Below are 23,456 nucleotides of genomic sequence, written 5' to 3' on the forward strand. Positions count from 1 at the left end.
GGATGGGCACCCTTGTACCCAGCGGCGCGTCCCCGGTAACGCCGTCACCTCGCCCGCCGGGTCCGGTAACGACGATCAGCCGGTGGCCACCCGGCAGAACTGCCGCCGCCCGACCTGCGGCACGACCTCGTCGCGGACCACGACCTCCATCGTGGCCAGTTCGGTGCGCAGCAGCTCCGCCTCGGCCCGGTCGTCGCGGTCCAGGGCGCGCTGGCGGGCGGTGAACAGCGCGTCCGCGCCGGCGGGCAGCCCCGGCAGGCCGGGCACCCACAGGCGGTACGCCGACCGGTACGGATCACCGTCGGGCCGCCACGGGTAGCCGTACCGGGTCAACGTGGCATCGAGCCGCGCGGCCGGGACGTCACCCGCCCGGGAACACAGTTCCTCGCCACGGTGGCCGAGCACCACCAACCTGGTGCCGTCCAGGAACACCGCACCGACCTCGCTTCGGCGTACCGTCGCCTGGAACTCGCCGCGCCGCAACGTCAACCGGTCCCGGCCGACCACGACGGACAGATGTTCGTCGGCGTCGGCGGCGGCCAGCACCAGGCCGGCGACGACCCCCAGCAGCACCCCGCCGATCAACGCCGGCACCGGCGGCACCGCGTCGATCAGGCGCAGCGGGCCGGCCAACGGCACCCAGGGCAGGCTCAGCGCCCAGCCGGCAACCGGCTTGACCAGTGCGCCGACCCCGGCGCCGAGCCCGGCGAGCAGGACGGCCACGCCGTACCGCTGCCCGGGACCGGGCCCCACGACGGTGCCGGCACCATCAGGGTCAGGCGATGTCACGGCGCTGGATCCGCAGCATCCCGGCGACCAGCGGCAGCAGCACCCAGGCCGCCACCGACGTGGCCAACCGGGCCCACTGCCCGGCGGTCACCTCGGCGGTCAGCAGCGGCTCGGTGGTCAACGTGAGGTCCAGCCACTCGGCGACGCCGCGCAGCCGTACGACGATGCCGCCGAGGACGGTCCACACCGTCGGCAGCAACAGCAGCAGCACGATCGCGACCGGGGTGTTCAGCAGCAGCATGCCGAACGCCACCCCCATCACCACGTTGATCACCTGGAACAGGGCGGCGTAGCCGATCAGCGCCGCCTCGATCCGCCAGCTGCCGGTGCCGCCGGTCGCCGACGCGACCGCCATCCCGGCCGCCGCCGACGCCAGGCTGGTCAGCACCGAGGCGACCGAGGCGACGACCGCCGCGGCCAGCTTCGCCGCCAGCACCCGGTGGCGTACCGGCACCAGCGCGAAGGTGGTCAACGCGGTGCGCTGCGACCATTCGGTCGTCACCAGCAGCACCCCCAGGACCGGCAGCAGGAACGCGACCGGCAGCAGCGCCAGCACGAACAAGGTCGCGAAGGTCTGCTCGGCCGGCTCGGCGAAGATCACCATCACGGTGACGATCGCCGCCGTCGACAGCCCGATCGCCCCGAGCAGCCACGAACCGGCCCGGGTGTCGAGCATCTTGCGCAGCTCGACCAGGATCAGCCGCCACCACAGTGCGTTCATCGGACCGCCTCCCGTACCGAGTCACCTGCGGTCAGGGCCAGGAACATCTGCTCCAGGCCGCCGTTGTCCGCCGGCCGCAGCTCCAGCAGCACGGCACCGATCTGCGCCGCGACCTGACCGACCGCCTCCGGTCCGGCCTGCACCAGCAGCCGGCCGTCGACCTCGTCGACGGCCAGGCCGGCCCGGTGCAGCGCCGCCCGCAACGCCTGCGGGTCCCGGGCCCGGACCAGGGTGCCGGCGTCGCCGGCGAGCAGCTCCGCCTTGTCGCCGTCGGCGACGATCCGGCCACCCCCGATCACCACCAGCCGGTCCGCCACCGCCTCCACCTCCCGCAGCAGATGGGAGGAGAGCAGCACCGTGCCGCCCCGGTCGGCGAAGTCCCGCAGCAGCTCCCGCATCCAGAAGATGCCCTCCGGATCCAGCCCGTTCGCCGGCTCGTCGAGGACCAGCACCCGGGGCTCGCCGAGCAGCGCGTGCGCCAGGCCGAGCCGCTGGCGCATCCCCAGCGAGTAGGCCCGCACCCGGCGACGGGCCGCCGCCTGGTTGAGCCCGACCTGGTCGAGCAGTTCACCGACCCGTCGGCCCGGCACCCCCATGGCCAGCGCCGCGACGGTCAGCGTCTCCCGGCCGCTGCGGCCCGGGTGCATCGCCGCCGCGTCCAGCAGTACGCCGACCACCCGCCCCGGATCGGTCAGCCGCCGGTACGGCACCCCGTCGACGGTGGCGGAGCCGGCCGAGGCGGCGGCCAGGCCGCAGAGCATCCGCAGCGTGGTGGACTTGCCGGCGCCGTTCGGCCCGAGGAATCCGGTCACCGTGCCCGCAGCGCAGGCGAACGACACGTCGTCGACGGCGACCTGCCGCCCGTACCGTTTGGTGAGGTTGCGTATCTCGATCACCGCACCAGCGTCGCGGTCGGGCAGCCGCCGGCGCAGCGGCCGACGGTCGATCCCGGGGCGTCGTCGGACCATTGTCGGATGAACTTTGGTCGGTGCTCCGGTGCCGACTTTGGTCGCTGTCGCGGGTCGGCGCCGGTTCCGTACGCTGGGCGGATGAGTGCGGTGCCGGCTCCGGAGAACCCCTGGCTGCTGCCTGCGGCACTGGTCGCCGAGCCGGCCGGCACCCGGCGGCGCAGCACCCGCGACTGGATCGTCGACGGTGTCGCGTTCGGGCTCGCCGTCGCCTACCTGGTCTGGGCGGCCTGGGACCTGCGGCAGCCGCAGCCCACGATGACCGCCGCCGGGCCGTCGTCGGACTGGCTGTACCGCCTCGACGTGGCGCTCGGGCTGGTCGGCTGCGCGGCGATCTGGGTACGCCGACGCTGGCCGTTGGCGTTGGTGGTGCTGGCCGCGCCGGTCGGGCTGCTGTCGGTGACCGGCGGTATCGCGCTGCTGGTGCTGCTGTTCACCCTGGCGGTGCACCGGCCGTTCCTGATCGCGGCGGCGGCGACCGCCGGGCACCTGGTGCTCGCGCCGGTGTACTACCTGGTCTACCCCGACCCGGATCTGAGCCTGATCGGGGCGGTGAGCTTCACCGGTCTGGTGCTCGGGGCCGTGCTCGCCTGGGGGATGTTCGTGCGGGCCCGCCGGCAGCTGATCCTGTCGCTGCGGGACCGGGCCCACCGCGCCGAGGCCGAGCAGCAGCTCCGGGTCAGCCAGGCCCGGCAGTTGGAACGCACCCGGATCGCCCGGGAGATGCACGACGTCCTGGCGCACCGGATATCCCTGCTCAGCCTGCACGCCGGGGCGTTGGAGTTCCGCCCGGACGCGCCCCGTGAGGAGGTCACCCGGGCCGCCGGGGTGATCCGGGTGACCGCCCATCAGGCGCTGCAGGACCTGCGGGAGGTGATCGGCGTACTGCGCACCGACCCTGCCCCGGACGACCGACCGGCGGAGCCGTCCCAGCCTCCCCAACCTCCCCAGCCGACCCTGGCCGACCTTCCGGCCCTGGTCGACGAGTCCCGGCAGGCCGGCGCCCGGGTACGTCTGGTCGACCGGATCGACGGCGCGCCGGAACTGCCGACCGGGCTCGGCCGTACGGCGTACCGGATCGTGCAGGAGGGCCTGACCAACTCCCGTAAGCATGCCCCCGGTGCGGCGGCCCGGGTCACCATGACCGGTCGGCCCGGTGACGGGCTGACCATCGAGGTCGTCAACCGTAAGCCGCTGGCACCGGCGGCCACCGCCATTCCGGGCACCGGTACCGGGCTGGTCGGCCTCGCCGAACGCGCCGCCCTGGCCGGTGGCCGGCTGGTCCACGGTCCGACCGAAACCGGTGACTTCCGACTCGCCGTCTGGCTGCCGTGGCCGACGTGACACCGGCATCCGACGCGGCGGACCCGCCGGCGGCGGCCGGCCGGACCGGCCCGACCGGACCGGCTGTGATCAGGGTCCTGATCGTCGACGACGATCCGCTGGTCCGGGCCGGCCTGTCGATGATCCTCGGCGGCGCGGCCGAGCTGCGGGTCGTCGGTGAGGCCGGCGACGGTGCCGAGGTGCCGGCGGCGGTCGCCGCCTGCCGACCGGACGTGGTGCTGATGGACATCCGGATGCCGCAGGTCGACGGGCTGGCCGCCACCGAGGCGCTGCGCGCCCGGCCCGACGCGCCCCAGGTGGTGGTGCTGACCACGTTCGACGCCGACGAGTACGTGCTGCGGGCGTTACGGGCCGGGGCCAGCGGCTTCCTGCTCAAGGACACCCCACCGGCGGAGATCGTCGCCGCCGTGCGTCGGGTGCACGCCGGGGAGCCGATGCTCTCCCCGGCGGTCATCCGCCGGCTCATCACCCATGTGGCGGGACTGCCTGCCGACCCGGCCACCGCCGTCGGGCCGTCCGGTGTCCCGGCCACCGCAGTCGGGCCGCACGCGGTCCCGGCCACCGCCGTCGGGCGGCGGCCGGGACCGCAGCGGGAGCAGGCCGGGCGCCGGGACCGCGCCCGCCGACTCCTGGACCAGCTGAGCCCACGGGAACGCGACGTCGCCGTCGCGGTCGGCCAGGGCCGGTCCAACGCGGAGATCGCCGCCGAGCTGTTCATGAGCGTCGCGACGGTCAAGGCGTACGTGTCCCGGCTGCTGGCCCGGCTGGAGCTGAACAACCGGGTGCAGGTCGCGCTGCTGGTGCACGACGCCGACCTGTGCTGACGACGCCGGTGACGTGGATACCGTCCGGCACCCGTGGCACCGGTCAGGCGTCGAGCACCCGGCCGGCGAGGTCGCCCCGGTCGAAGGAGACGAAGACGTCGCCGAGGCGGTCCAGCAGGTAGCGGCGTTCCTCCGGGCTGAGCCCGCCGACGAAGTCGTGCACCGTCTCGGCGATCACCGAACCCTGCTGGTCGGTGCCGCCGGTCAGCTTCGTCGCGACCCGTTCGAAGGTGTCGTCGAGCAGCGGCTCCAAGGTGCCCGGATGGTGCGCCAGCCAGTAGCAGCGGGCGGTCGTCGGATCGGTGAGCACCCGCTCCCGCAGGTACGTCATCTGCTCCTGCTCCAGTTGGTGACGCATGCGCTGCAACCGCAGTTCCCGGCTGAGTTTGTCGACCATCTTGGTGTCCTGCTCGGCCTCGCTGTCCACCTTGAGGCTGATCGTGCAGCTCAACAGCCGTAGATGCGAGGCGGTCAGGTCCACCTGCGGCATCCGGGTGTTGAGCTCGGCCTCCAGCATGGTCCGCTCGGTGACCTTGCGGTTGGCGGCGATCCGGCGGGCGGCGTCGAGCAGACACCAGCGCAGCGTGGCCGCCGCCCGGTCACTGGGGCGCAGCGGCTGCCAGGCGGCGGTGAAGGTGGCGACGAACTCGGTGCCGGCCAGGGCGGCCGGCAGCCGGTCGGTGAAGACGTCCTGGGCCGGCGGGGGCGCAGGGACGGGCGGCACGGGGGCGCGGAACAGGTCGAGGAATCCGGGCATCACAGCTCCTGGGAAGGGCGGGAGAGCCGGCGGGCCGTGATCGGGTCCGCACGGTGCAGCTGATGAACGAGGTGCCGCCGCAGCACCGCCTGGCGGGCCGGGTCGTCGCTGGTCGGCCAGGCGGCCAGCAGCGCCCGCAACCGGGCCACCCGGCGGCCGGCGGCCGGACCGGCGGTGACGGTACGGCCGAGCACGTGGGTCAGGGTGCCGACGATCTCCGGGTCGGCGGCGGCGTCGTCGAACCAGCGGTGCAGCAGCGTCTCGATGCCGTCCGGCAGTTGCCGGGCGTCCAACGCCCGACCCAGCGCCATGCCGACGTCGTCCTGCACCGCCACCGCCGCGTCGACGACCTCGGTGAGTACCGCGTCCGGCCGCCGTACCCGAAGCGGCGCGGTACCGACGGTGTCACCGGCGGCGGTGTCGTCCGTTGCGGCCGGAGCACCGACGGTGTCGTCCGCGTCGCCGCCGGCCGGGTCTCCGGCGGGGCCGGTGCCCGGCGGGCGGCCCAGGCGCTCCAGCGCGCGGGCGGCGAGCGCTGCCCGTTGCGGCTGATCGCCGGCCAGCCAGTGGGCCAGCCGCAGCAGCACCGGCTGTCGCAGCCGGGACCGCTGCCAGAGGGCGGCGAGCGCGGCGAGCACCGCGTCGTCGACCTCGACCAGCCCGTGCCGGGCCAGATGGCTCAGCCGCACCATGGCCTGCTCGACGTAGAAGTCGGCGAGCTGACCGCCGCACACCTCGGCCACGGTGATCAGCAGCTGGGGTCGGCCGCCCGAGTGCGCCCAGCGGTAGAGGTGCTGGCGGACCGCCGCACCGATTTCCGGGCTGAGCGCGGCGATGCCGAGGATCTGCACCAGCGTGGCACGCAGCTCGGCCCGGCGGCTCCAGGGCGACGCCACCTGGCCGAGGACCTCCGGGGCACGTCGCCGCAGCGCCGTGTGCAGGACCATTTCGGCGCTGCGGGCGGCCAGTGTCCGGTCCACGCTGGACCGCTGCTGGTCACCTCGCACCGGCAGGTCGGCCACCCACCGCCACAGCTCCGTCTGGAAGGTGTCGGCCCGGTCGGTGATGACGAAGTCGAGCACCGCCTCGGCGTACCGGGCCCGGCGGAACCGGACCACGTGATCGGGGCCGAGGTCGGCGTCGACCGCGGCGACGAGGGCCCGTACGCCGTCGCGGCGCAGCCCGGCAGGCTGTGCGGGGTCGGTGAGTCGGGCGTCGAGCGCCTCGGCGGCGGCCAGCACCCGCCCGGCGCGGGAACCCTCCAACGCGGCGGCGGCCACCAGGAAGGCGCGGTGGTGCGGATCCGGGTGCTGGTGGAACCAGGTGGTCAGCTCGGCCTCCCAGTTGTGGTACGCCGAGAGCAGCGCGGCGACGACCTCCTTGCCGGCCGGCGAGTCGGCGGCCACCGGCCCGACCGTCACGGCCAGCACGTCGGCGGCGAGCTGCGCCAGCCGTACCGCCTCGGCCGGTGCCGCTGCGGCCAGCAGCTCGACCACCTGCGGGTCGTCGACCAGCCAGCGCAGATCCAGGTCGGGGCGCAACCGGCGCAGCCGTAACCCGAGGACCTGACCCGGCGGGGGTACGCCGACCCGCAGTACCGGGCCGTCGCGTACCGCACCGAGCTGGGCCCACGTCGCCTCGGTGACGGTGACCGCGACGCTGGACCCGCGGCGCGCCAGGCTGGCGCAGTAGGCACCCAGGTCGCGGGCGAAGCCGTACTGGATGTGGTGGGCCTGTTCGGGCAGTTCCAGCAGGTACGCGAAGCCCGTCGCGACCGGCAGCTCGGCGACGGTCAGCTGCTCCTGCCGCGCCGGATCGTACGTCGGGCGGATCTCCCGCAGCTGTTGTCCGGTGCCCTGCAGCAGGCGCAGCGCCGCCGTGTACCGGCCGGTGCCGGGCCCGCCGACCAGGATCGCTCCGCCGTAGCGGCGCAGCAGGGTGAGCGCGCCGTCGCCGTCGAGCCGGTCGCCGCCGACGGTGTGGTAGCCGGGGTCGACAAAGCCGTCGAGCCGGTCCCGTACGAAGTCGGGGCTGAGCTCGTGGTAGTCACGGACCCGCTGCACGTACTGGTGGAGTCCGCCGTAGACGGTGTGGGCGACCTGCCCGTCGTTGTGGGTGACGGCGACGCTGGCGGCCGGCTCCGGGCCGAGTTCGTCGGCACCGAGCAGGTCGTCGTCGAGCAGATCGTCGAGTCCGTCGGTCAGTGTCATCCGGTACGCCCACCCCGGGACTGCCACATCCCGCCGTTGACCTGGTTGGCGGCCTGCCCGGAGTTGCGCCGGATCCGTAGCTCACCCCGTTGGTCCGGGGCCCGTCGCGGGTCGGCGCCCGGCTCCCGGCCCGCGTCCGCGCCGGTGGGCTGGGCCGACCCGGCCTGGTCCTGCTCCGGCCCGGCCGGCTGCCCGGCCGGCTGCACCGCGAACCGGGGGGCCGCCAGCAGGCTGCCGGACGGCTCCGGCACGTACAGCCAGGCACGCTGGCTGAATCCCTTGCCCGGCACGCTCGCCGCGACCTCGATGAAATGGTCCGGGTGCCGGCTGGTGTAGCCGTCCCGGACGACGTCGCAGAAGACCCGGTCGGACAGGATCGCCGCGACGTGGGTGACCGACGGTTCGGCGGCGGCCAGCATGATCCGGACGGCGTCGGAGTCCAGCAGCCGGTGGGTGTCGTTGCGGGCGGTGCCGTTTCCCGAGTACTCGGGCCGGTCCGGGTCGACCGGCAGCGGGCCGACGTGCAGGCTGACCCGTAGCCGGATGACCGGCTGACCACGCAGGACCGTGGCGTTGTGGTTCGTCAGCACCTGCTGCAGGACGGCGAGGAACGGATGGACCAGCGCGGGCAGCAGCCTGGTCGGTACGCCGATGGCGAGCCCGTCACCGGTGTTGGCGAAGAACGGCGGCGACTGCCATGCCTCGCCCACGCCGGACTCGTCGAACGCCTGGCGGACGAGCTGCGGAATCAGGTGGCTGATGTGCTGGTGGGTGCTGCCGGGCTCGGTGGTGAAGCCCAACGCGTCGACCGCGAGGACGCCGGTGTACGGGGGCAGTTCCCTGGTGGTGGTGAATGGCGCAGGTATGGCGACCACTGGTGCTCCTGTCGCTTCGAGATCGTCGGCCTCGCATCCTGCCGAGGATCCGGCACTGATCTCTGCCATCCAGTGGGCACAGTCGCTATTTGCCGGCGACTATGCACCCTCGACGGACCGCAGCCGCCTGAACAGGGCGCTACTTGATCGACAGTTGGGGGTGCCGTCGACCTGTTCGGTCAGCGGCGGCGGTCCGGGTCGTCGTCGGGGCGCGGCTGTCGTCGTCCGTTGTCGTCGTACGGCCGGGCGCGGTATCCGATGGTCGCGAGTCGATCGACGTCGAGTAATTCGAAGCGGCGTGGTGCGGTGCGCAGCAGGCCGTCGCGACGCAATTCGCTGATCGCGGTTACCACCGCGTTGCGGGAGGCGCCGATCAACTGCGCCAGGCCGTCCTGGGAGATGCCGAGATCGAGGACGGCCCGGCGGGGTCCGTCCGGGCCCGCCTTCGCGAGTCGCAACAGGGCCCGGACCAGCCGTTGTGGCACCGGCAGGGAGGCGATCTCCACGCGTTGTTCGTCGGACTCGCGTAGTCGCGCGTTGGTGTACCGGCGCAGCGCCACGTGCAGCCCCCGCTCCTCGACCAGAGTGAGGAACTGTTCGTTGGTGAGTTTGCGGGCGGTCATCTGACTGAGCACCGAGACACTGGCCGACCGGGGCGTTCCGTCCAGCGCCGCGATGTCGCCCAGCAGGTCGCCGGTGGAGCGTACGGTCAACATGGTTTCACTGCCGTTGGCTTCGGTGCGGTACACCTTGGCCGCACCGGAGACCAGGACGAAGACGTCGCGGCTCTGGTCGTCCTGCAGGAAAAGCCCCTGTCTGCGCCGGATCTGCACGAGCTGACCGGCCTGCTGCAGCGCCTGCCAGTCGGTGGCGGTGATGTGATCGGTGAAGCTGACCCGTACCGGGTATGCGGCGGCCATGCGCACACCGTACCGATGTGGACGGAACGGAGGAAATCACGGTGACGTATGTCCGCGGGTGTCGTAGGGACAATTTCCCCCACCCGTACGGACGCGGCAGCGGTCCGACGTCAGTCCTGCTGGACGGCGTCGGGATTGGCCAGCAGGTAATCGTCGAGGGTGCCGGCGCGGACGGCGTCGAACATCTCCAGGCTCTCCGGGGTGAGCCGCTCGGCCGCCGTACTGCTGAATCCGGCCGGGTTGAACTCGCCGCCGTTGGTCTTCACCATGATCAGGTCATTGGCGGTGACCCCGCGCAGGGTGAACACGAAATCCGCGATGGGGATCCCGCCGGTGTCGAGGACGAACGCTTTGCCCGCCGCCGTGATCACCCGGTCGATCCTGGCCAGGTCGGTCAGTACGCCGGTGCTGCTGGCCTCCTGCACCATGGCCTTGATCAGCTGTCGCTGGTGGCGTTGCCGGTCGTAGTCGCCGTTGGGTAGGCCGTACCGCTGGCGGGAGTAGTCGAGGGCCTCCCAGCCGGCCATCCGCTTGCAGCCCACCTCGTGCCAGAGCTCCTCGCCGCCGCCCACCTCACGGGCCTCGGCCAGCCACGTCGGCGTGCCGTCGACCAGGCGCATGTGCTGCGACATGACCCGCTGGTCGACGCACATCTCGACGCCACCGAGCGCGTCGATCACGTCGCGGAAGCCGCCGAAGTCGATGATCGCGGCACCGTCGAACTCGATCCCGGTGAGCTCCTTGAGGGTGAGTGCGACGAGCTGGGCCCCGCCGGCCCGGCCGGCACCGTTGCGGGATCCGGCGAAGAACGCGTCGGTGATCTTCGACTCGCCGCCGGGATGGTCGCTCGGTGCGAACGCCGGCACCTCGACCCAGGTGTCCCGGGGCACCGAGATCAGGTACGCCTGGTCGTGGGTTTCCGGGATGTGCAAAATGATGATCGTGTCGGACCGCATCTCGCCGGGGCGGCTGCCCCGCTCGTCGACGCCGAGCAGCAGCATCGTGACCGGTCCGTCGAGTGCCTCGCCCGGCTCCTCGTCCTGTGCCGGCAGCCGTGCCGCGCCGGCCAGCAGGTCCTGCTGCTGGATCTGACCGGTGTAGCGCTCGACGAGGACCCGGCTGGTGACCAGGGCGGCGGCGCTGGTCGCCATCAGCAGGCTGCCGACGACCACGGTCAGCACCGCCCAGATCGGGGTACGCCGTTGCGGTCGCGACGCTTGCGCGGTCGGGGGGCTGCTCGGTGCGCTGGTGGTTGCGCCCGGTGCCGACATGCCAATGCTCCAGTCGAGGGGTGACGGGGCCAGGACACCGATGTCTTACCCCCGACCCTACGTCGTCAAGCTGCGAATTCACTGAGAAGTACCATGTCGTGAAACAGTCCACTGTGTTTGGACGCGGCGGCGGAGGGTCGACCGGCCCTGGTGTCGGTGGCCATCCGGTGGTTGCCTGGTGGTTGTCTGGTTCTGGCATGGTGGAAGGGCCGGCCAACCCGGTCAGGCGGCACAAGGAGGCAGCAGATGGAAATCGGCGGCATCTTCTCGGCACTGATCATCGGTCTCATCGTCGGGGCGCTCGGGCGGCTGGTGGTGCCCGGCAAGCAGGATCTGAAGATCTGGGTGACGCTGCTGATCGGGGTGGTGGCAGCCCTGCTCGGCACGCTCGTCGCGAGTCTGATCGGGGTGGCCGACACCCGGGGGCCCGACTGGATCGAGTTGGCGCTGCAGGTCGGCCTCGCCGCCGCCGGGGTGGCGGTCATCTCCGGTGCCAGCGCCCGCCGCAAGTCCTGACGTCAGCCGTAAGTCCTGACGCCCGCCGTAAGTCCTGACGTCAGCCGACGGTCCGCAGCGTCAGCCGACGCGGCCGGTCAGCCAGGTGCGCTCGATGGCGCCGAGATAGCGTTCGCGGTGTTCCTCCCGGGCCAGGGCCCGCAGCAGGAAGTCCATGTGGTCGCAGATCTCCCGGGCCCGGCGGGTCGACTGGCAGGTCTGGTAGAGCACCGCCGCGTGCAGGTCGGCCTCGGCGTAGTTGCCCCGCAGCACCTCGTCGGTCCAGCGGATCAGCGAGGTCCACATCGGCTTGATCTTCGCCCGGCGTTCACTGGAGTCGAGCCGGTTGATCGCCTCGGCCGAGCGGTCCCGGGCGTGTGGCAGCGCCTGCGCCTGGGCGGCGAGCAGGGCGAGGAAGAACGGCGTCGCGACCAGTTCGTGGTCCAGCCGGTTGGCCTGCTGGTGGGCGTCGCGCGCGGTGGTGAAGTCACCGTTGTCGCGCAGCAGCAGACCGAGGCAGTTCCAGTTCTGGGCGTCGTCGGGGCCGTGTTTGGTGGCGCTGCGTGCGTACGCGAGTGCCCGGTCGGGGTGGGCGTAGCGGTGCAGCAGGGCCAGGGCCCGCTCGGTCGCGTCCGCCGGCAGTTTGTACGCCATCGCGGTGGTGAGCTCCTCCTCGGCGGCGGCGTCCTCGCCGAGGTTGGTCAGTGACCGGCCCAGTCGGTAGCGCACCCGTGGGTTGCGCGGGTCGAGCTCCACCGCCCGGCGCAGGCACTCCACCGCCTTCTCGTAGTAGCCCTCCCAGTAGGCGGCCTCACCGAGGTTGAACAGGTAGGAGACCTCGACCTGGGTGGTCAGCCGGTGGTCGAAGTCGCTCAGCCGTGACTGCATGTCCTCGATGAGCAGGTGGACCTGCTCGGACTGACGTTCGGCACGGGTGACGGCGGTCTCGACCCGGCCGACCAGCGTGTCGGTCTGCCCGGACAGCGTCTCGGCCTGCAGGATCGCCCGGTCGGCCTGGGCGACGATCTCCTGGGCGACGACCCGTTGCCGGTCCAGTTCGAGCCGGGCGCGGGCCCCGGTGCGCCGGATGGTGCGTAGTTCCCGGACTCCGACGAAACCCGCCAGCACGAAGACGACTGTCAACGCGGTGACCAGTAGTGCAAAAGCCGCAATTATCCCACCGGACCAGGCGATGATCAGTTCGGCGATCTGGATCGGGTCGGGGGTGGCCGGCTCCATGTACCCAGCGTAACCACACTGTGCGCGTGATTGACTACTCTAAGTGGCCAAACTGATGCGCCGCCCGGTCGATGGGGGTGTGGCGATCGACCGGTCGGCCATAGGCTGACCGACATGAATATGAGAAAGCCTCGATATCTCGGGTCGGTGGCCCGCCGCGCGGGCACGGTCCTCGTCGCGACGTCGCTGCTGATGCTGACCCCCGCCGCCGGCCACGCCACGCCGTACACCGATCCGCACGTGGCGCCGCTGGCGGCGCCGCACACCGACGCGCACGTCGGTCCGCTCGCCGTACCGCTCGACCAGCTCACCGTGACCACCACGCAGGTCGCCTTCGGACTGCAGCGCCCGACCGCGATGGTCGCACCCGACGACGACAGCGACCGACTCTTCATCACCGAGAAGACCGGCCGGGTGCGGGTCTACCACCCGGACACCGGCCTCGCCGCCGCACCGCTGCTCGACCTCGGCGACCGGGTCGACACCAGCGGAAACGAGCGTGGCCTGCTCGGCATCGCCACCTCACCGGACTTCGCCACCGACCCGGTGATCTACCTGGCGTACACGGCGTTGCCCGACGGGGCGGTCACCCTGGCACGGATCGCCCTCGACGACCCCGGCCAGCAGCCGGTACCGGTGGACGAGGTGGAAGTCGTCCTCGCCCAGCCGCACGCCGAGTTCGCCAACCACAACGGCGGCCAGCTGGCGTTCGGCACCGACGGCTACCTGTACTGGAGCATCGGCGACGGCGGCGGAGCCGACGACGTGCTCGGCACCGGGCAGGACCTCGGCACCCTGCTCGGCAAGATCCTGCGGATCGACGTCTCGGCCCGCTGCGGCGAGCTGGCGTACTGCGTACCGGCGGACAACCCGTTCGTCGGCGACGCCGACGCCCGCGCCGAGATCTGGGCGTACGGGCTGCGCAACCCCTGGCGCTTCTCGGTCGACCCGGCCGACGGCTCGCTGTGGATCGCCGACGTCGGCCAGGGCCGGTACGAGGAGGTCAACCACCTGCGGGGGCAGCCCGGCGCCAATCTCGGCTGGTCCTGCCGGGAGGGCCCGGTCGAGTTCGACCCGCAGCGCTGCGACCCGGCCGCCGACTACGTCGACCCGGTCTTTCACTACCAGACCTCGGTCGGCGGCTGCGCGGTGATCGGTGGGCACGTCTACCGGGGCAGTGCGTCGGCCGACATCGCCGCCGGGACCTACCTGGCCACCGACTACTGCTCGGCGACGGCGTACGCGGTCCGACCGAGGGTCGACGGCGGGTACGACACGGCGGTCATCGGCGAACTGCCGATCCAACCCACCTCGATCGGAGTGGCCGCCGACGGCGAGTTCTACCTGGTCAACGACCTGCCGGGGCAGCTGCACCGGATCTCGTTCGGCGCACCGGAGCCGGAGCCCGGCTGCCAGGTCGGGTACCGGGTGGACAGCGACTGGGGTGCGGGCTTCAGCACCTCGGTCACGGTCGTCAACACCGGCGACGAACCGGTCGACGGCTGGTCCGTCGGCTGGACCTTTGCCGGCGACCAGCGGGTCGCGGTCGCCTGGAACGCGGTGGCGACGCAGGTCGGCCCGGCGGTGACCGCGACGAACGCGGCCTGGAACGGGACGATCCCAGCCGGCGGCAGGGTCGCCTTCGGGTTCCTCGGGGCCAGCGGCACCGGCGGTGGTGCCGGCCCGGCCCCGACCGACTTCACGCTCAACGGCGCGCCCTGCGCGCCGGCACCGGTCGGCTGACGCCCGCCAGGGTGGGCCGGTCGGGTCAGGTCAACGGCCTGGCGACGACCGGCTCACCGGGGGCGAAGGCCTGCGGGTCCAGCACGGCGATCGCACCACCGCCGAAGAATCCGTGGTTGACCAGCACCAGCCGGTGGCAGTCCGGATCGCCGGTGCGGTCGGGCAACTGTCCCGCCAGTGCCCGGACCTTCGTCGCCGACGACTCGTCGAGGGTGAATCCGTCCGGCCCCCAGACTCCGCTGACCTGGAAGAACTCCTGCTCGCTGCGCTGCCGGTCGCCGTTGAGCACGATCATCCGGTCGGAGCCGGTCAGCGCGCTCGACGCCTCGTTGAGCCCCCACGCCGAGTAGGTGGCCGTGCCCGACTCAGGGGCCTCGCCGATTCCGATGCCGGTGCATCCGCCGAGTGCCAGCAGCGCGACGACCGCCAGGGTCAGCGCTGCGGAGAGACCGCTGCGTCGCGTCTGCGCCATGCGGTGATGGTTGCACAGAGTAGGTGATGCGGTGCGGCGTGTCAGGACTCTGCGTGGCGGGCCGGTACGCCCAGCTGGGCGCACGCCTCCTGGTACATCCGGACCACCTCCCGGCGGACCTGCGCCCGCTCGGTCAACCGGTACGCGAACGGCACCCGCAGTGGGACCTCGGCCTCGTCGATGGTGGCGGCGAAGTCGATCCCGTCGGCGTCCAGCCCGGTCATCCGGGCCGCGCTGGCGGCCGGCGCGCCGCCGAGCGAACGGCAGATCAGCAGTGAGTCCGCCGCGTGGTCGTCGTTCATGTGGTGGGCGATCTGAGCGACGACGTCCGGGGTGAACGGACCGACGGACCGGTCCTGCGGCCGGTCGGCCGGCTGTTCCTGCGGCTGGTCGGCCGGCTGTTCCTGCGGCTGGTCCTGTGGCCGGTCGTGCGCCGCGGTCACGCCGCCGACTCCATCGACTCCGGCGTCGCCGGCTTCGGGTCGCCGTCGTGGCCCAGCTCGGCGAGGACCGCCGTGTTGTGCCGGTACGCCACGGCGACCTCGCCGACCAGGGCGGCCTCCGCCGTGACGTCCAACGGCAGGGCATCCAGCCGGGCCCGGTACGCGTCCTTGTAGGCGCGGGCGTCGTCGATGCCGGCGAAGTGGTAGAACGCCACCCCGCCCGCCGGGGTCAGGTCGTAGGCCCGCGCCACCTGCCGACCGATGTACAACCCACCGGAGAGGTCGCCGAGATAACGGGTGTAGTGGTGGGCGACGAACGCCGGCGCGAAGGTGAAACAGATTTCCTGCATCCGGGCGACGTAGCGGCGGGTCGCCAGGTTCGGGCTGATCCGGCCGGCCCAGTCCGGGCCGAGCAGGAACGCCAGGTCGGCTTCGAGCGCCGGCAACCGGGTCAGCCGGTCGTCGACGAAGCCGCCGGCGACCAGGTCGTCGCGCATCGCCTCCGCCGCCTCCTCCAGCACCTGGTAGATGAAGTAGTGCTGGGCGACCAGGTCGGTGTAGCGCTCGCGGGGCAGCTCCCCGGCGACCAGCGCGGAGACGTACCGCTGTGACTCGGCCGCCTGATGGTCCTGCCAGCTGGCCGCCCGCAGCCGGGCGGAGAAGGTGTCGCTCATCGTGGGGGTTCCTTCCAGTTGTCGACGGTCAGGCCCTGCCGTCTCGGGACGACCAGCGGCAGCCCGGTGCCAGGGTGCGTCAGCACTTCGATGTCGTGCCGGTACACCTCGCTGAGCAGGTCGCCGGTGAGCACCTCGGCCGGTGGTCCGACGGCCCGCAGCCGGCCGGCCGACAGCAGCGCGATCCGGTCCGCGTAGGCGCCGGCCAGGCCGAGGTCGTGCAGCACCACCACGACCGCGTCACCGGCGGCGGCCCGCGCCCGGGCGATCCGCAGCACCAGCTCCTGATGGTGCAGGTCGAGCGCGGCGGTCGGCTCGTCGAGCAGCAGCGCGGTCGCGCGCTGGGCGAGCACCCGGGCCAGCGCGGCGCGGGCCTGCTCCCCGCCGGAGAGCGAGGTGAAGGTACGGCCGGCGAACTGCGCCACGTCGGTGGCCCGCAGACAGTCGTCGACGATCTCGTCGTCGGAGGCCTCGGCGGCCGACCCGGCCCACGGTGCCCGGCCCATCCGGACCACCTCGGCGACGGTGAACGGGAACGACAGGACGCTGCGTTGGGTCAGTACCGCCCGCCGCAACGCCAGCTCGACCGGCGTCCAGGCGTTCAGCGCGGCACCGTCGACGCGGACCGTCCCGGCGGTCGGCGACACGTCACCGCCGACGACGGCAAGCAGGGTCGACTTGCCGGCACCGTTGGGACCGACGAGGGCGACCACTTCGCCAGTGTGGACGACGAGGCCGACTTCGTCGAGGACCGTACGGCCGCCGAGTCGTACCCGCAGCCCGTCGACCTCGATCAGTGGGGTGCCGACCGGGTGCCCGGCGGGCATCCTCGGCGGCCGGGTCACCCCCAACCTCCGGCGCGGCGGCGGGTCCGGCGCAGCAGCCAGAAGAAGGCCGGGCCGCCGACCACGGCGGTGAGCACCCCGAGCGGCAGCTCCTGATACTCGACGACGGTACGGGCGGCCAGGTCGGCGGCGATCACCACGATCGCGCCGCCCAGCGCGCTGGCCGGCAGCAGTACCCGGTGGCCGGGGCCGGCGACCATCCGGACCAGATGCGGCACCACCAGGCCGATGAAGCTGATCACGCCGGTGAAGGCGACGGCGGCCGCACCGAGCAGCGCGGTCACCACGATCAGCCGTACCCGCAGTCGTTCCACGTCGACGCCGAGGTGGCGGGCGGAGCGTTCGCCGAGGGCGAGCAGGTCCAGTTTGCCGGCCGAGGTGAACGCGGCGGCCAGCCCGACGATCAGGCAGGGCAGGGTGACCGCGACGGCGTTCCAGTTGGCCTGGGCCAGGCTGCCGAGGTTCCAGAAGGCGATCGCCTGCACCCCGGCGGCGTCGGTGACGAACATCAGCAGTCCGATGGTCGCCCCGGCGACGGCGTTGACCGCGATCCCGGTCAGCACCAGGGTGACCACCTCGGTGCGGCCGTCGGCCCGCGACAGCGCGTAGACCAGGTAGGTGGTGGCCAGCCCACCGGCGAACGCGGCGGCGGCCAGGGTCCAGCCGCCGAGGGCGGTGACCCCGGTGACGATGGCCAGCGCGGCACCGACGGCGGCTCCGGCGGAGACCCCGATGACGCCGGGTTCAGCCAGCGGGTTGCCGAAGACGCCCTGCATGACCGCGCCGGCGCAGCCGAGGGCGGCGCCGACGATCGCGGCCAGCACGACCCGGGGGAAGCGGACGATCCACAGGGCGTTCTCGCCGTGCGGAGCGGTCGGCAGGGCGCCGACCTCCAGGCCGAGCCGGTGCAGCACCGAGGCGAGCACCTCGGCCGGGGCGATCTGCACCTGGCCGGTGCCGGCGGCGACCACTCCGACCGCCAGCAGCGCGCCGACGAGTGCGGTGAGCAGCAGCGGCCGGCGGGCCGCGAGCACGGGTGCGGTCACCGGGCTCACCGGCATTCGTGGATGGCGCGGGCGAGGGCCTGGATCGCCCTACCGGTACGGGTGCCGAAGTTGAGCAGCACGGTGTCGTCCATGTCGACGACCCGTCGCTGCTGGCCGGCCGGGGTCTGGGCGACGCCGGGCATGGCGACCAGCCCGTCCACGCCACCGACCGATTCGAGACCCTTGGTCATCACCAGGATGACGTCCGGTGCGGCGTTGATCAGGCCTTCGCTGGTCAGCGGCCGGAACCGTTCCAGCCCGATGGCGGTGCCGGCGTCCTCGCCCCCGGCGGCGTCGATCATCGCGTCGGAGCCGGCGCCCTTGCCGCCCATCAGGTACACCCCGGCGGTGCCGCGCAGGTAGAGGAAGGCGACCCGGGGCCGGTCGGCGTCGGGGTCGACGCCGTCGCGGGCAGCGGCGATCTCGCCGTCGACCCGGGCGACGAGCGTCTCACCGGCGTCGGCGACGCCGAGTGCGGCCGCGACCTCACGGATGTGCACCGGTACGGCGGCCAGGCTCTGCTCGTCGCCGATGCGGACCACCGGGATACCGGCGGTGCGCAGCTGGTCGAGCACTTCGGGCGGGCCGATGCTGTCGTCGAGCAGCACCACGCTCGGGTCCAGCGACATGATCGCCTCGGTGGACAGGTCGTGCCCGCCGGGGGTGACCACCGGCAGGTCGGCGGCGGCCGGGAAGTCGGTGGAGGTGTCCCGCCCGACGACCCGGTCACCGAGGCCGAGGCTGAAGACGATCTCGGCGATGGATCCGTACAGGTTGACGGCCAGGATCCGGCTGGCGTCGGTGACGGTGACCCGGTCGCCGGCGGCGTCGGTGACGGTGACCGGCAGCACCGGCGTGGGGGCCGGGTCCAGCGGGGTCACGTCGGCGTCGGCGACGGTCGCGGTGACCGGGCCGCAGCTGACGGCGGTGCCGGTCGGGTCGGCGTCGGCCGTGGCGCAGGCGGCGACGCAGCCGGCGAGCAGGGCGCCGGTGAGCAGGGCGGCCAGCCGGCCCGGTCGGGTTCGGCGGGCGGTCACGACCGGCTCCGGCGGGTCCGGCGGCGGGCCGTCGACAGTCCGAGCAGGGCGAGTACGCCGAGCGCCAGCAGGATCAGCGTGCTGCGCCACCACTGGCCGGCCGGTCCGACGGTGCTGACCCGGGTGACGGCGAGCCCGGCCGGGTCGACGACGGTGGTCGTGCCGTCGTCGGTGGTCGGCGTACCGGTGCCGTCGAGGGTGGTGCCGTCGGTGGCGGCGGGGGCGGTGCTCGCCGTACCGCCGGTGGTGGGGTCGGCTGGTGCGGTGCCGGCGGTCCCGGTGCCGGCCCGGGTCGCCGCCGGGGCGGCCGAGGTACGGGCCGGGTCGCCGCCGGCGGGTGCGGCGCTGGTGCGCGCCGGTGCGGCGGCGGCCGCGAAGCTGACCGGGATCCGTACGTCCTGGCTGCGGTCGCTGCTGCGGGTGTGGTCGGCGCGGGTCACCACCGCGCAGGTGCGTACGGTGCAGTCGACGTCACCGATCTTCGTGGTGAGCGGGATGGTGACCTGGAACGACCCGCCGGCCCCGTACGGCACGGCCAGTCCTTCGCCGTACGACGGGGGGTTGCTGGAGATCCAGTGCGAACTGCCGCCGGTGCCGGAGGTGTCGACCCCACCGCCGCACGGCGTCGGCAGTTGCCCGTCGCCGTTGTCCACGCAGAAGCCGACGTAGATGCCCTTGGCGGTGTCGTAGCCGGTGCCGGTCACGGTGACGGTCTGGCCGGAGCGGCTGATTCCGCTGGACGTGGAGACGGTGAGCCGTTGGCCGCCGGATCCGGTGGCGGTGGTGTCGGCGGCGGCGGGTGCGGCCAGAGGTGGCGCGGCGAGTACGGCGATGGTGGCGATGGTGGCGGTCGCGACGACACGGCCGCTGACCAGCGGCGTAGGCATGGGTGATCCTTCCGACGGTCGCCGGTTGAGGTCTCAATGAAGGTTTGCCTAAGCTAAGTCACCAGCGCAGGTCAGGACAAGGGCCCGACCGGGTCGAAGATCAAGTACTCCCGCTGGTTCCGCTCGTCGTTAGGTATGGCTAACCTAACTTCGATCGCAGGCCGTGTCTACAGCAGAGTCTGAGCACGGTGAGTAACCATCCGGAAAGGACCAGTTGATGATCTCAACCAGAGCAGGTGCTCTGGGGCGACGGTCGGCGACCTGGGCGGCAGCAGCCGTACTCGGTGCCACGACCGCACTCGTCGGCGCCGCACCCGCCGTGGCCGCCCCGGCCGACATCACCGAGGGAAGCCTGAGCTGGGGCTTCAAGGCGTCGTTCCGCAACTACGTCGCACTGGGCAACGGCAACCCGCCGATCGCGGCGAGTGACGGTGCGTCGATCAACGCCGACGGCACCTTCGCCTTCCCCGCCACCGGCGGCAGCTACGACGCCGAGACCGGTGAGACGAACGCCACGTACGGCGGCACCATCGTCTTCTCCTACCCGGCACACATGTTCACCATCACCCTGGCCAACCCGACGGTGGCCGTCGCCGGCGGCACCGCGGTGCTCAAGGCGGACGTCGAACTGGAGAGCACCGCCTTCCCGCCGGTCGACGTCACCCAGGCCACGATCGCCGACCTCACCACCACGGACGCCAACCCGGTCGCCGACTCCGACGGCATCACCGGCACCGCCCTGGCGGCCGTCCTGACCACCGAGGGTGCCAGCGCCTTCGCCGGCTTCTACTCCGCCGGGGAATCGCTCGACCCGGTCTCCTTCACCGCAGCCACCTCCGGCGGCGGTGAGCCGGGCGCGCCGTCGGTGACCGTCACCCCGGACACCAGCGTCGACCCGGCCGGCGCGACGATTTCCGTCACCGGCAGCGGCTTCGACCCCGCAGCCAACGCCGCCGCCGGCATCTACGTGTCGTTCGGCCCGAAGGTCGACGAACACTGGACCAACGCCAGCGTTCTGCAGGTCACCAAGTGGGTTAACGCCACCAACACGCCGACCGACGCCCGGGACACGATGAACCCGGACGGCTCGTTCAGCACCACCCTGCCGATCAGCGCCCGGTACACCGACCGCAACGGCAACGCGGTCGACTGCACCGTCACCCAGTGCTACGTGATCACGTTCGCGGCGCGTGGTTCCGCCGACCGCAGCCAGGACACCTTCACTCCGGTCAGCTTCGCGGCACCGGCCGGTGGCGGCGACGCCAGCCAGCAGATCGCCGCGACCGTCCTGGCCGGCGGACCGCTCACGCTCAGCGTGGCCGGCTCGTCGGTCACCCTGCCGGCGGCGGCCAACGGTGCCGTCACCAGCGGTGCGCTGAACACCGCCACCGTGTCCGACCTGCGCGGCACCAACGCCGGTTGGAGCCTGGTCGGCCAGGTCGGCGACTTCGTGGCCACCGGCGACGCGACCATCGCCGCCGACAACCTCGGCTGGGCACCGAGCGCGTCCCCGGTGGACGATCCGCTGGTCGGAACGACCGGCACCGTCACCCCGGGTGCGGTGGCCGAACCGGGCGCGGGCCTGGGCACCGCCCGGGCGCTGTGCACCTCGGCGGCCGGCACCAGCGCCGGCAGCTTCACCTGCGGCGCGCAGCTCAACCTCGGCGTACCGGCCGCGGCGGTGCCGGGTGACTACACCGCGACCCTGACGCTGACCCTGTCCTGAGGATCAGCACCAGCTGACCTCTGAGCTGAGGATCAGCACCAGCTGACCTCTGAGCTGAGGATCAGCTCCAGCTGACCTCTGAACCGAGGATCAGCTCCACCGGCCGGTGCGGGGCCGTGCGGCCCCGCACCGGCCACCGGCCCGACTGGAGTGCCCGATGTCCGCCCCGCCCATCCGCCGCCCGCCCCGTCGCCACGCCGTCATCGTCCTGCTGGCTGCCGGCCTGCTCACGCTGCCCGGCGCCGCCCCGGCCGTCGCACAGCCGGCCGACCCGGCCCCGGCCGACGCGGTGACCTGGGCGGTGCAACCGTCCGGCCCGGACGGGCCGACCGGACGCAACTACTTCGTCTACGACCTGGCCCCCGGCACCGAGATCACCGACCACGTCGGGATCAGCAACCTCGGCGACCAGGATCAGACCTTCACCGTGTACGGCACCGACGGTTTCCTCACCCCGGACGGCGCCTTCGCGCTGCTGCCCGCCGACGAACCGGCCACCGACGTCGGCACCTGGGTCCACTTCGACCAGCGGGAATTCGTCGTGCCGGCCGGCCAGCGGCGGGACATCGAGTTCCGACTGACCGTGCCGGCCAACGCCACCCCGGGTGACCACGCCGGCGGCATCATCGGCTCGCTGGTCCAGGTCCGTACCGCCGACGACGGCCAGCAGGTCGCCGTCGACCAGCGGGTGGCCGCCCGGATCTACCTGCGGGTCGACGGGCCGGTCCAGCCGTCGATCAGCGTCGAGTCGATGCGCATCGAGTACGACAACCCGGTCAACCCGCTCGGCGACGGCGACGCCGTCGTCACCTACCAGGTCCGCAACACTGGCAACATCCGGGTCGGCGGCACCGGTGCGGTGCTGCTGGCCGGCCCGCTGGGCTGGGACCTGGCCCGCACCGACCCGGTCGACCTGCCCGAACTGCTGCCCGGCAGCACCTTCACGGTGGCCGAACGGATCACCGGCGTACCGCCGGCGCTGCGGCTGACCGCCACCGTCGACCTCGCCCCGACCACCGTGGACGAGGCGCTGCCGCCGGTGACCCGGACAGCGAGCGCCTGGGCACCGCCGTGGCTGCTGCTCGCCGCGATCGCCGTACTCGCCGGTTGGCTCGCCGTCCGGCGCTGGCGCACCCGCCACGCGGCCGCGACCACCGACCGGGCCGCGAAGTCGGCCACCGGCCGGTCCGCCGAGTCTCCTGCCGACCCGGCAGCCGCATCTGGGCAGCCCGCGCCGTCGTCGGCCGCTGCGACCACCACCGCGCCATGACCGGTCGGCGGACCTCGGCGTGCGCCCTGGCCCTGGTCCTGGCCGCCGGTGCCGGCGGCCTGCCGTCCGCACCGGCGACCGCCACCGCGCCCCAGGTCGCCGTCGCACCGACCGACGCCCCCGTCGGCGCGCCGGTCACCGTCACCCTGACCGGCTGGCCGACCGGCACGGTGCAGCTGGAGATCTGCGGCAACCAGGCCCGGCGGGGCGCGCTCGACTGCGCCGCCGGGGCGGCCCGGCAGCTGTACGTCGCCGACCCGCAGCCGCTGGCCGCCCGGCTGACCGTCGCCGCGCCGCCGGTGGCCTGCCCCTGCGTGGTCCGGGCCCGGACCCTCGCCCCGGACGCGGCTGCCTCGGTGGTCGGTACCGCCGCGATCGACGTCACCGACCTGACCGCGCCGGTCGCCCCCGCCGGGCCCGACCGGACCGGGCTGCGGCTGACCGGGCTGAGCGTGGCCCCGGCCGAGCGGGACTGGGCGACCGTGTTCGCGCTGCGCGGCGAGATCGTCATCGACGTCGACCTGCGCAACGACGGCACCGCCGAGGTCGGTGCGGCACAGCTGTCCCTGTTGACCGGCCGACCCGGTCGTCCGACGTCGGTCGTCGAGGCGACCGACGTCGCGCCGCTGCCGGCGGGGCGGGGCACGACCGTACGGATCGTGGTGCCGGTCAACGGCCCGCTGTACGGCCGGTACGCCGTACAGGGGCGGCTGACCACGGCGGACCCGGTCGGCGACGCCGACGCGGTGGTGTTCGAGGTGCAGACCGAGCGGTATCCGTGGGGCTGGGCCGCCCTGGCCGGCCTGCTCGTTGTCGGGCTGCTGGTCCGGCAGACCGTTGGCTGGCGTCGCGACCATCGGTCGGCCAGCTGAGCCTTTCGAGCTGAGCCTCGCAGGCTGC

Annotated in this window: 23 protein-coding genes; 7 read left to right on the forward strand and 16 right to left on the reverse strand. The window is 73.0% G+C overall.

The window, feature by feature from the left end:
* Positions 1–75 precede the first annotated feature (75 nt).
* Genes O7608_RS10135 through O7608_RS10145 form a run of 3 tightly spaced genes read right to left on the reverse strand, consistent with a single transcriptional unit; the run spans position 76 to position 2,406 of the window.
* On the reverse strand, positions 76–789 hold the full coding sequence (locus O7608_RS10135) for a YqeB family protein (protein WP_289209696.1): 714 nt from the start codon (positions 787–789) through the stop codon (positions 76–78).
* On the reverse strand, positions 776–1,510 hold the full coding sequence (locus O7608_RS10140) for an ABC transporter permease (protein ID WP_289209697.1): 735 nt from the start codon (positions 1,508–1,510) through the stop codon (positions 776–778). Before O7608_RS10140 ends, O7608_RS10135 begins: the two co-directional genes overlap by 14 nt.
* A complete protein-coding gene (locus O7608_RS10145; protein ID WP_289210848.1) occupies positions 1,507–2,406 on the reverse strand; it encodes an ATP-binding cassette domain-containing protein in 900 nt (299 codons plus the stop codon). Before O7608_RS10145 ends, O7608_RS10140 begins: the two co-directional genes overlap by 4 nt.
* A gap of 153 nt (positions 2,407–2,559) precedes the next feature.
* On the opposite strand from O7608_RS10145, the gene O7608_RS10150 reads away from it, so the two are divergent.
* Together O7608_RS10150 and O7608_RS10155 are read left to right on the forward strand one after the other, a co-directional pair.
* Positions 2,560–3,822 carry a sensor histidine kinase gene (locus O7608_RS10150; RefSeq protein ID WP_289209698.1) on the forward strand — a complete coding sequence of 421 codons (1,263 nt, stop codon included), beginning with the start codon at positions 2,560–2,562 and terminating at the stop codon, positions 3,820–3,822.
* Positions 3,801–4,646 (forward strand): response regulator, encoded by an 846-nt coding sequence (locus O7608_RS10155; protein WP_502959209.1) that lies wholly within the window; start codon positions 3,801–3,803, stop codon positions 4,644–4,646. Before O7608_RS10150 ends, O7608_RS10155 begins: the two co-directional genes overlap by 22 nt.
* Before the next feature lie 43 nt (positions 4,647–4,689).
* Here the strand turns inward: O7608_RS10155 and O7608_RS10160 are convergent, their stop codons facing one another.
* The 5 genes from O7608_RS10160 to O7608_RS10180 all read right to left on the reverse strand — a co-directional run bounded on the left by O7608_RS10160 (position 4,690) and on the right by O7608_RS10180 (position 10,679).
* A complete protein-coding gene (locus O7608_RS10160) occupies positions 4,690–5,403 on the reverse strand; it encodes a hypothetical protein (protein WP_289209700.1) in 714 nt (237 codons plus the stop codon).
* Complete coding sequence (locus O7608_RS10165; RefSeq protein WP_289209701.1) at positions 5,403–7,613, reverse strand: hypothetical protein; 2,211 nt, start codon at positions 7,611–7,613, stop codon at positions 5,403–5,405. The genes O7608_RS10160 and O7608_RS10165 overlap by 1 nt, the downstream gene beginning before the upstream one ends.
* Positions 7,610–8,488: a hypothetical protein gene (locus O7608_RS10170; protein ID WP_289209702.1), complete on the reverse strand. Its 879-nt coding sequence runs from the start codon at positions 8,486–8,488 to the stop codon at positions 7,610–7,612. Before O7608_RS10170 ends, O7608_RS10165 begins: the two co-directional genes overlap by 4 nt.
* 179 nt (positions 8,489–8,667) lie before the next feature.
* Complete coding sequence (locus tag O7608_RS10175; protein WP_289209703.1) at positions 8,668–9,408, reverse strand: Crp/Fnr family transcriptional regulator; 741 nt, start codon at positions 9,406–9,408, stop codon at positions 8,668–8,670.
* A gap of 110 nt (positions 9,409–9,518) precedes the next feature.
* Complete coding sequence (locus O7608_RS10180; RefSeq protein WP_289209704.1) at positions 9,519–10,679, reverse strand: LCP family protein; 1,161 nt, start codon at positions 10,677–10,679, stop codon at positions 9,519–9,521.
* A 246-nt stretch (positions 10,680–10,925) separates the two neighbouring features.
* Between O7608_RS10180 and O7608_RS10185 the strand changes: the two genes are divergently transcribed.
* The gene (locus O7608_RS10185; RefSeq protein ID WP_289209705.1) at positions 10,926–11,195 is read left to right on the forward strand and encodes a GlsB/YeaQ/YmgE family stress response membrane protein; all 270 of its coding nucleotides are present in this window, start codon (positions 10,926–10,928) and stop codon (positions 11,193–11,195) included.
* Between the two features lie 60 nt (positions 11,196–11,255).
* On the opposite strand, the gene O7608_RS10190 is transcribed toward O7608_RS10185, so the two are convergent.
* On the reverse strand, positions 11,256–12,413 hold the full coding sequence (locus O7608_RS10190) for a tetratricopeptide repeat protein (protein WP_289209706.1): 1,158 nt from the start codon (positions 12,411–12,413) through the stop codon (positions 11,256–11,258).
* Positions 12,414–12,527: 114 nt separating this feature from the next.
* On the opposite strand from O7608_RS10190, the gene O7608_RS10195 reads away from it, so the two are divergent.
* Positions 12,528–14,156: a PQQ-dependent sugar dehydrogenase gene (locus O7608_RS10195; protein WP_289209707.1), complete on the forward strand. Its 1,629-nt coding sequence runs from the start codon at positions 12,528–12,530 to the stop codon at positions 14,154–14,156.
* 25 nt (positions 14,157–14,181) lie between these two features.
* Here the strand turns inward: O7608_RS10195 and O7608_RS10200 are convergent, their stop codons facing one another.
* The 7 genes from O7608_RS10200 to O7608_RS10230 are packed head-to-tail and all read right to left on the reverse strand — an operon-like array spanning position 14,182 to position 19,560.
* On the reverse strand, positions 14,182–14,628 hold the full coding sequence (locus O7608_RS10200) for a hypothetical protein (protein WP_289209708.1): 447 nt from the start codon (positions 14,626–14,628) through the stop codon (positions 14,182–14,184).
* Between the two features lie 41 nt (positions 14,629–14,669).
* Positions 14,670–15,071: a DUF2470 domain-containing protein gene (locus O7608_RS10205; RefSeq protein ID WP_289209709.1), complete on the reverse strand. Its 402-nt coding sequence runs from the start codon at positions 15,069–15,071 to the stop codon at positions 14,670–14,672.
* Positions 15,068–15,745, reverse strand: coding sequence for a biliverdin-producing heme oxygenase (locus O7608_RS10210; protein WP_289209710.1), 678 nt, complete (start codon positions 15,743–15,745; stop codon positions 15,068–15,070). Before O7608_RS10210 ends, O7608_RS10205 begins: the two co-directional genes overlap by 4 nt.
* Positions 15,742–16,590: a heme ABC transporter ATP-binding protein gene (locus O7608_RS10215; protein WP_289209711.1), complete on the reverse strand. Its 849-nt coding sequence runs from the start codon at positions 16,588–16,590 to the stop codon at positions 15,742–15,744. The genes O7608_RS10210 and O7608_RS10215 overlap by 4 nt, the downstream gene beginning before the upstream one ends.
* Positions 16,587–17,636: a FecCD family ABC transporter permease gene (locus O7608_RS10220; RefSeq protein WP_289209712.1), complete on the reverse strand. Its 1,050-nt coding sequence runs from the start codon at positions 17,634–17,636 to the stop codon at positions 16,587–16,589. The genes O7608_RS10215 and O7608_RS10220 overlap by 4 nt, the downstream gene beginning before the upstream one ends.
* 5 nt (positions 17,637–17,641) lie before the next feature.
* Positions 17,642–18,673 (reverse strand): heme/hemin ABC transporter substrate-binding protein, encoded by a 1,032-nt coding sequence (locus O7608_RS10225; RefSeq protein WP_289209713.1) that lies wholly within the window; start codon positions 18,671–18,673, stop codon positions 17,642–17,644.
* On the reverse strand, positions 18,670–19,560 hold the full coding sequence (locus O7608_RS10230) for a hypothetical protein (protein WP_289209714.1): 891 nt from the start codon (positions 19,558–19,560) through the stop codon (positions 18,670–18,672). Before O7608_RS10230 ends, O7608_RS10225 begins: the two co-directional genes overlap by 4 nt.
* Before the next feature lie 217 nt (positions 19,561–19,777).
* On the opposite strand from O7608_RS10230, the gene O7608_RS10235 reads away from it, so the two are divergent.
* The 3 genes from O7608_RS10235 (at position 19,778) to O7608_RS10245 (ending at position 23,428) form a co-directional block, all read left to right on the forward strand.
* Positions 19,778–21,286 carry an HtaA domain-containing protein gene (locus O7608_RS10235; protein ID WP_289209715.1) on the forward strand — a complete coding sequence of 503 codons (1,509 nt, stop codon included), beginning with the start codon at positions 19,778–19,780 and terminating at the stop codon, positions 21,284–21,286.
* Positions 21,287–21,443: 157 nt separating this feature from the next.
* Positions 21,444–22,556, forward strand: a complete 1,113-nt coding sequence (locus tag O7608_RS10240; RefSeq protein WP_289209716.1) for a WxL protein peptidoglycan domain-containing protein — start codon at positions 21,444–21,446, stop codon at positions 22,554–22,556.
* Complete coding sequence (locus O7608_RS10245; RefSeq protein WP_289209717.1) at positions 22,553–23,428, forward strand: hypothetical protein; 876 nt, start codon at positions 22,553–22,555, stop codon at positions 23,426–23,428. Before O7608_RS10240 ends, O7608_RS10245 begins: the two co-directional genes overlap by 4 nt.
* Positions 23,429–23,456 lie beyond the last annotated feature (28 nt).

This window comes from Solwaraspora sp. WMMA2056, from assembly GCF_030345095.1.
Taxonomy (GTDB): domain Bacteria; phylum Actinomycetota; class Actinomycetes; order Mycobacteriales; family Micromonosporaceae; genus Micromonospora_E.

Excerpts from the sequence above, each read along its gene's own strand:
- O7608_RS10210 (WP_289209710.1), bottom strand. The coding sequence starts at position 15,745 with ATGAGCGACACCTTCTCCGCCCGGCTGCGGGCGGCCAGCTGGCAGGAC.
- O7608_RS10140 (WP_289209697.1), bottom strand. The coding sequence starts at position 1,510 with ATGAACGCACTGTGGTGGCGGCTGATCCTGGTCGAGCTGCGCAAGATG.
- O7608_RS10160 (WP_289209700.1), bottom strand. The coding sequence starts at position 5,403 with ATGCCCGGATTCCTCGACCTGTTCCGCGCCCCCGTGCCGCCCGTCCCT.
- O7608_RS10175 (WP_289209703.1), bottom strand. The coding sequence starts at position 9,408 with ATGGCCGCCGCATACCCGGTACGGGTCAGCTTCACCGATCACATCACC.
- O7608_RS10165 (WP_289209701.1), bottom strand. The coding sequence starts at position 7,613 with ATGACACTGACCGACGGACTCGACGATCTGCTCGACGACGACCTGCTC.
- O7608_RS10180 (WP_289209704.1), bottom strand. The coding sequence starts at position 10,679 with ATGTCGGCACCGGGCGCAACCACCAGCGCACCGAGCAGCCCCCCGACC.
- O7608_RS10240 (WP_289209716.1), top strand. The coding sequence starts at position 21,444 with ATGTCCGCCCCGCCCATCCGCCGCCCGCCCCGTCGCCACGCCGTCATC.
- O7608_RS10245 (WP_289209717.1), top strand. The coding sequence starts at position 22,553 with ATGACCGGTCGGCGGACCTCGGCGTGCGCCCTGGCCCTGGTCCTGGCC.
- O7608_RS10190 (WP_289209706.1), bottom strand. The coding sequence starts at position 12,413 with ATGGAGCCGGCCACCCCCGACCCGATCCAGATCGCCGAACTGATCATC.
- O7608_RS10185 (WP_289209705.1), top strand. The coding sequence starts at position 10,926 with ATGGAAATCGGCGGCATCTTCTCGGCACTGATCATCGGTCTCATCGTC.
- O7608_RS10150 (WP_289209698.1), top strand. The coding sequence starts at position 2,560 with ATGAGTGCGGTGCCGGCTCCGGAGAACCCCTGGCTGCTGCCTGCGGCA.
- O7608_RS10200 (WP_289209708.1), bottom strand. The coding sequence starts at position 14,628 with ATGGCGCAGACGCGACGCAGCGGTCTCTCCGCAGCGCTGACCCTGGCG.
- O7608_RS10235 (WP_289209715.1), top strand. The coding sequence starts at position 19,778 with ATGATCTCAACCAGAGCAGGTGCTCTGGGGCGACGGTCGGCGACCTGG.
- O7608_RS10195 (WP_289209707.1), top strand. The coding sequence starts at position 12,528 with ATGAATATGAGAAAGCCTCGATATCTCGGGTCGGTGGCCCGCCGCGCG.
- O7608_RS10230 (WP_289209714.1), bottom strand. The coding sequence starts at position 19,560 with ATGCCTACGCCGCTGGTCAGCGGCCGTGTCGTCGCGACCGCCACCATC.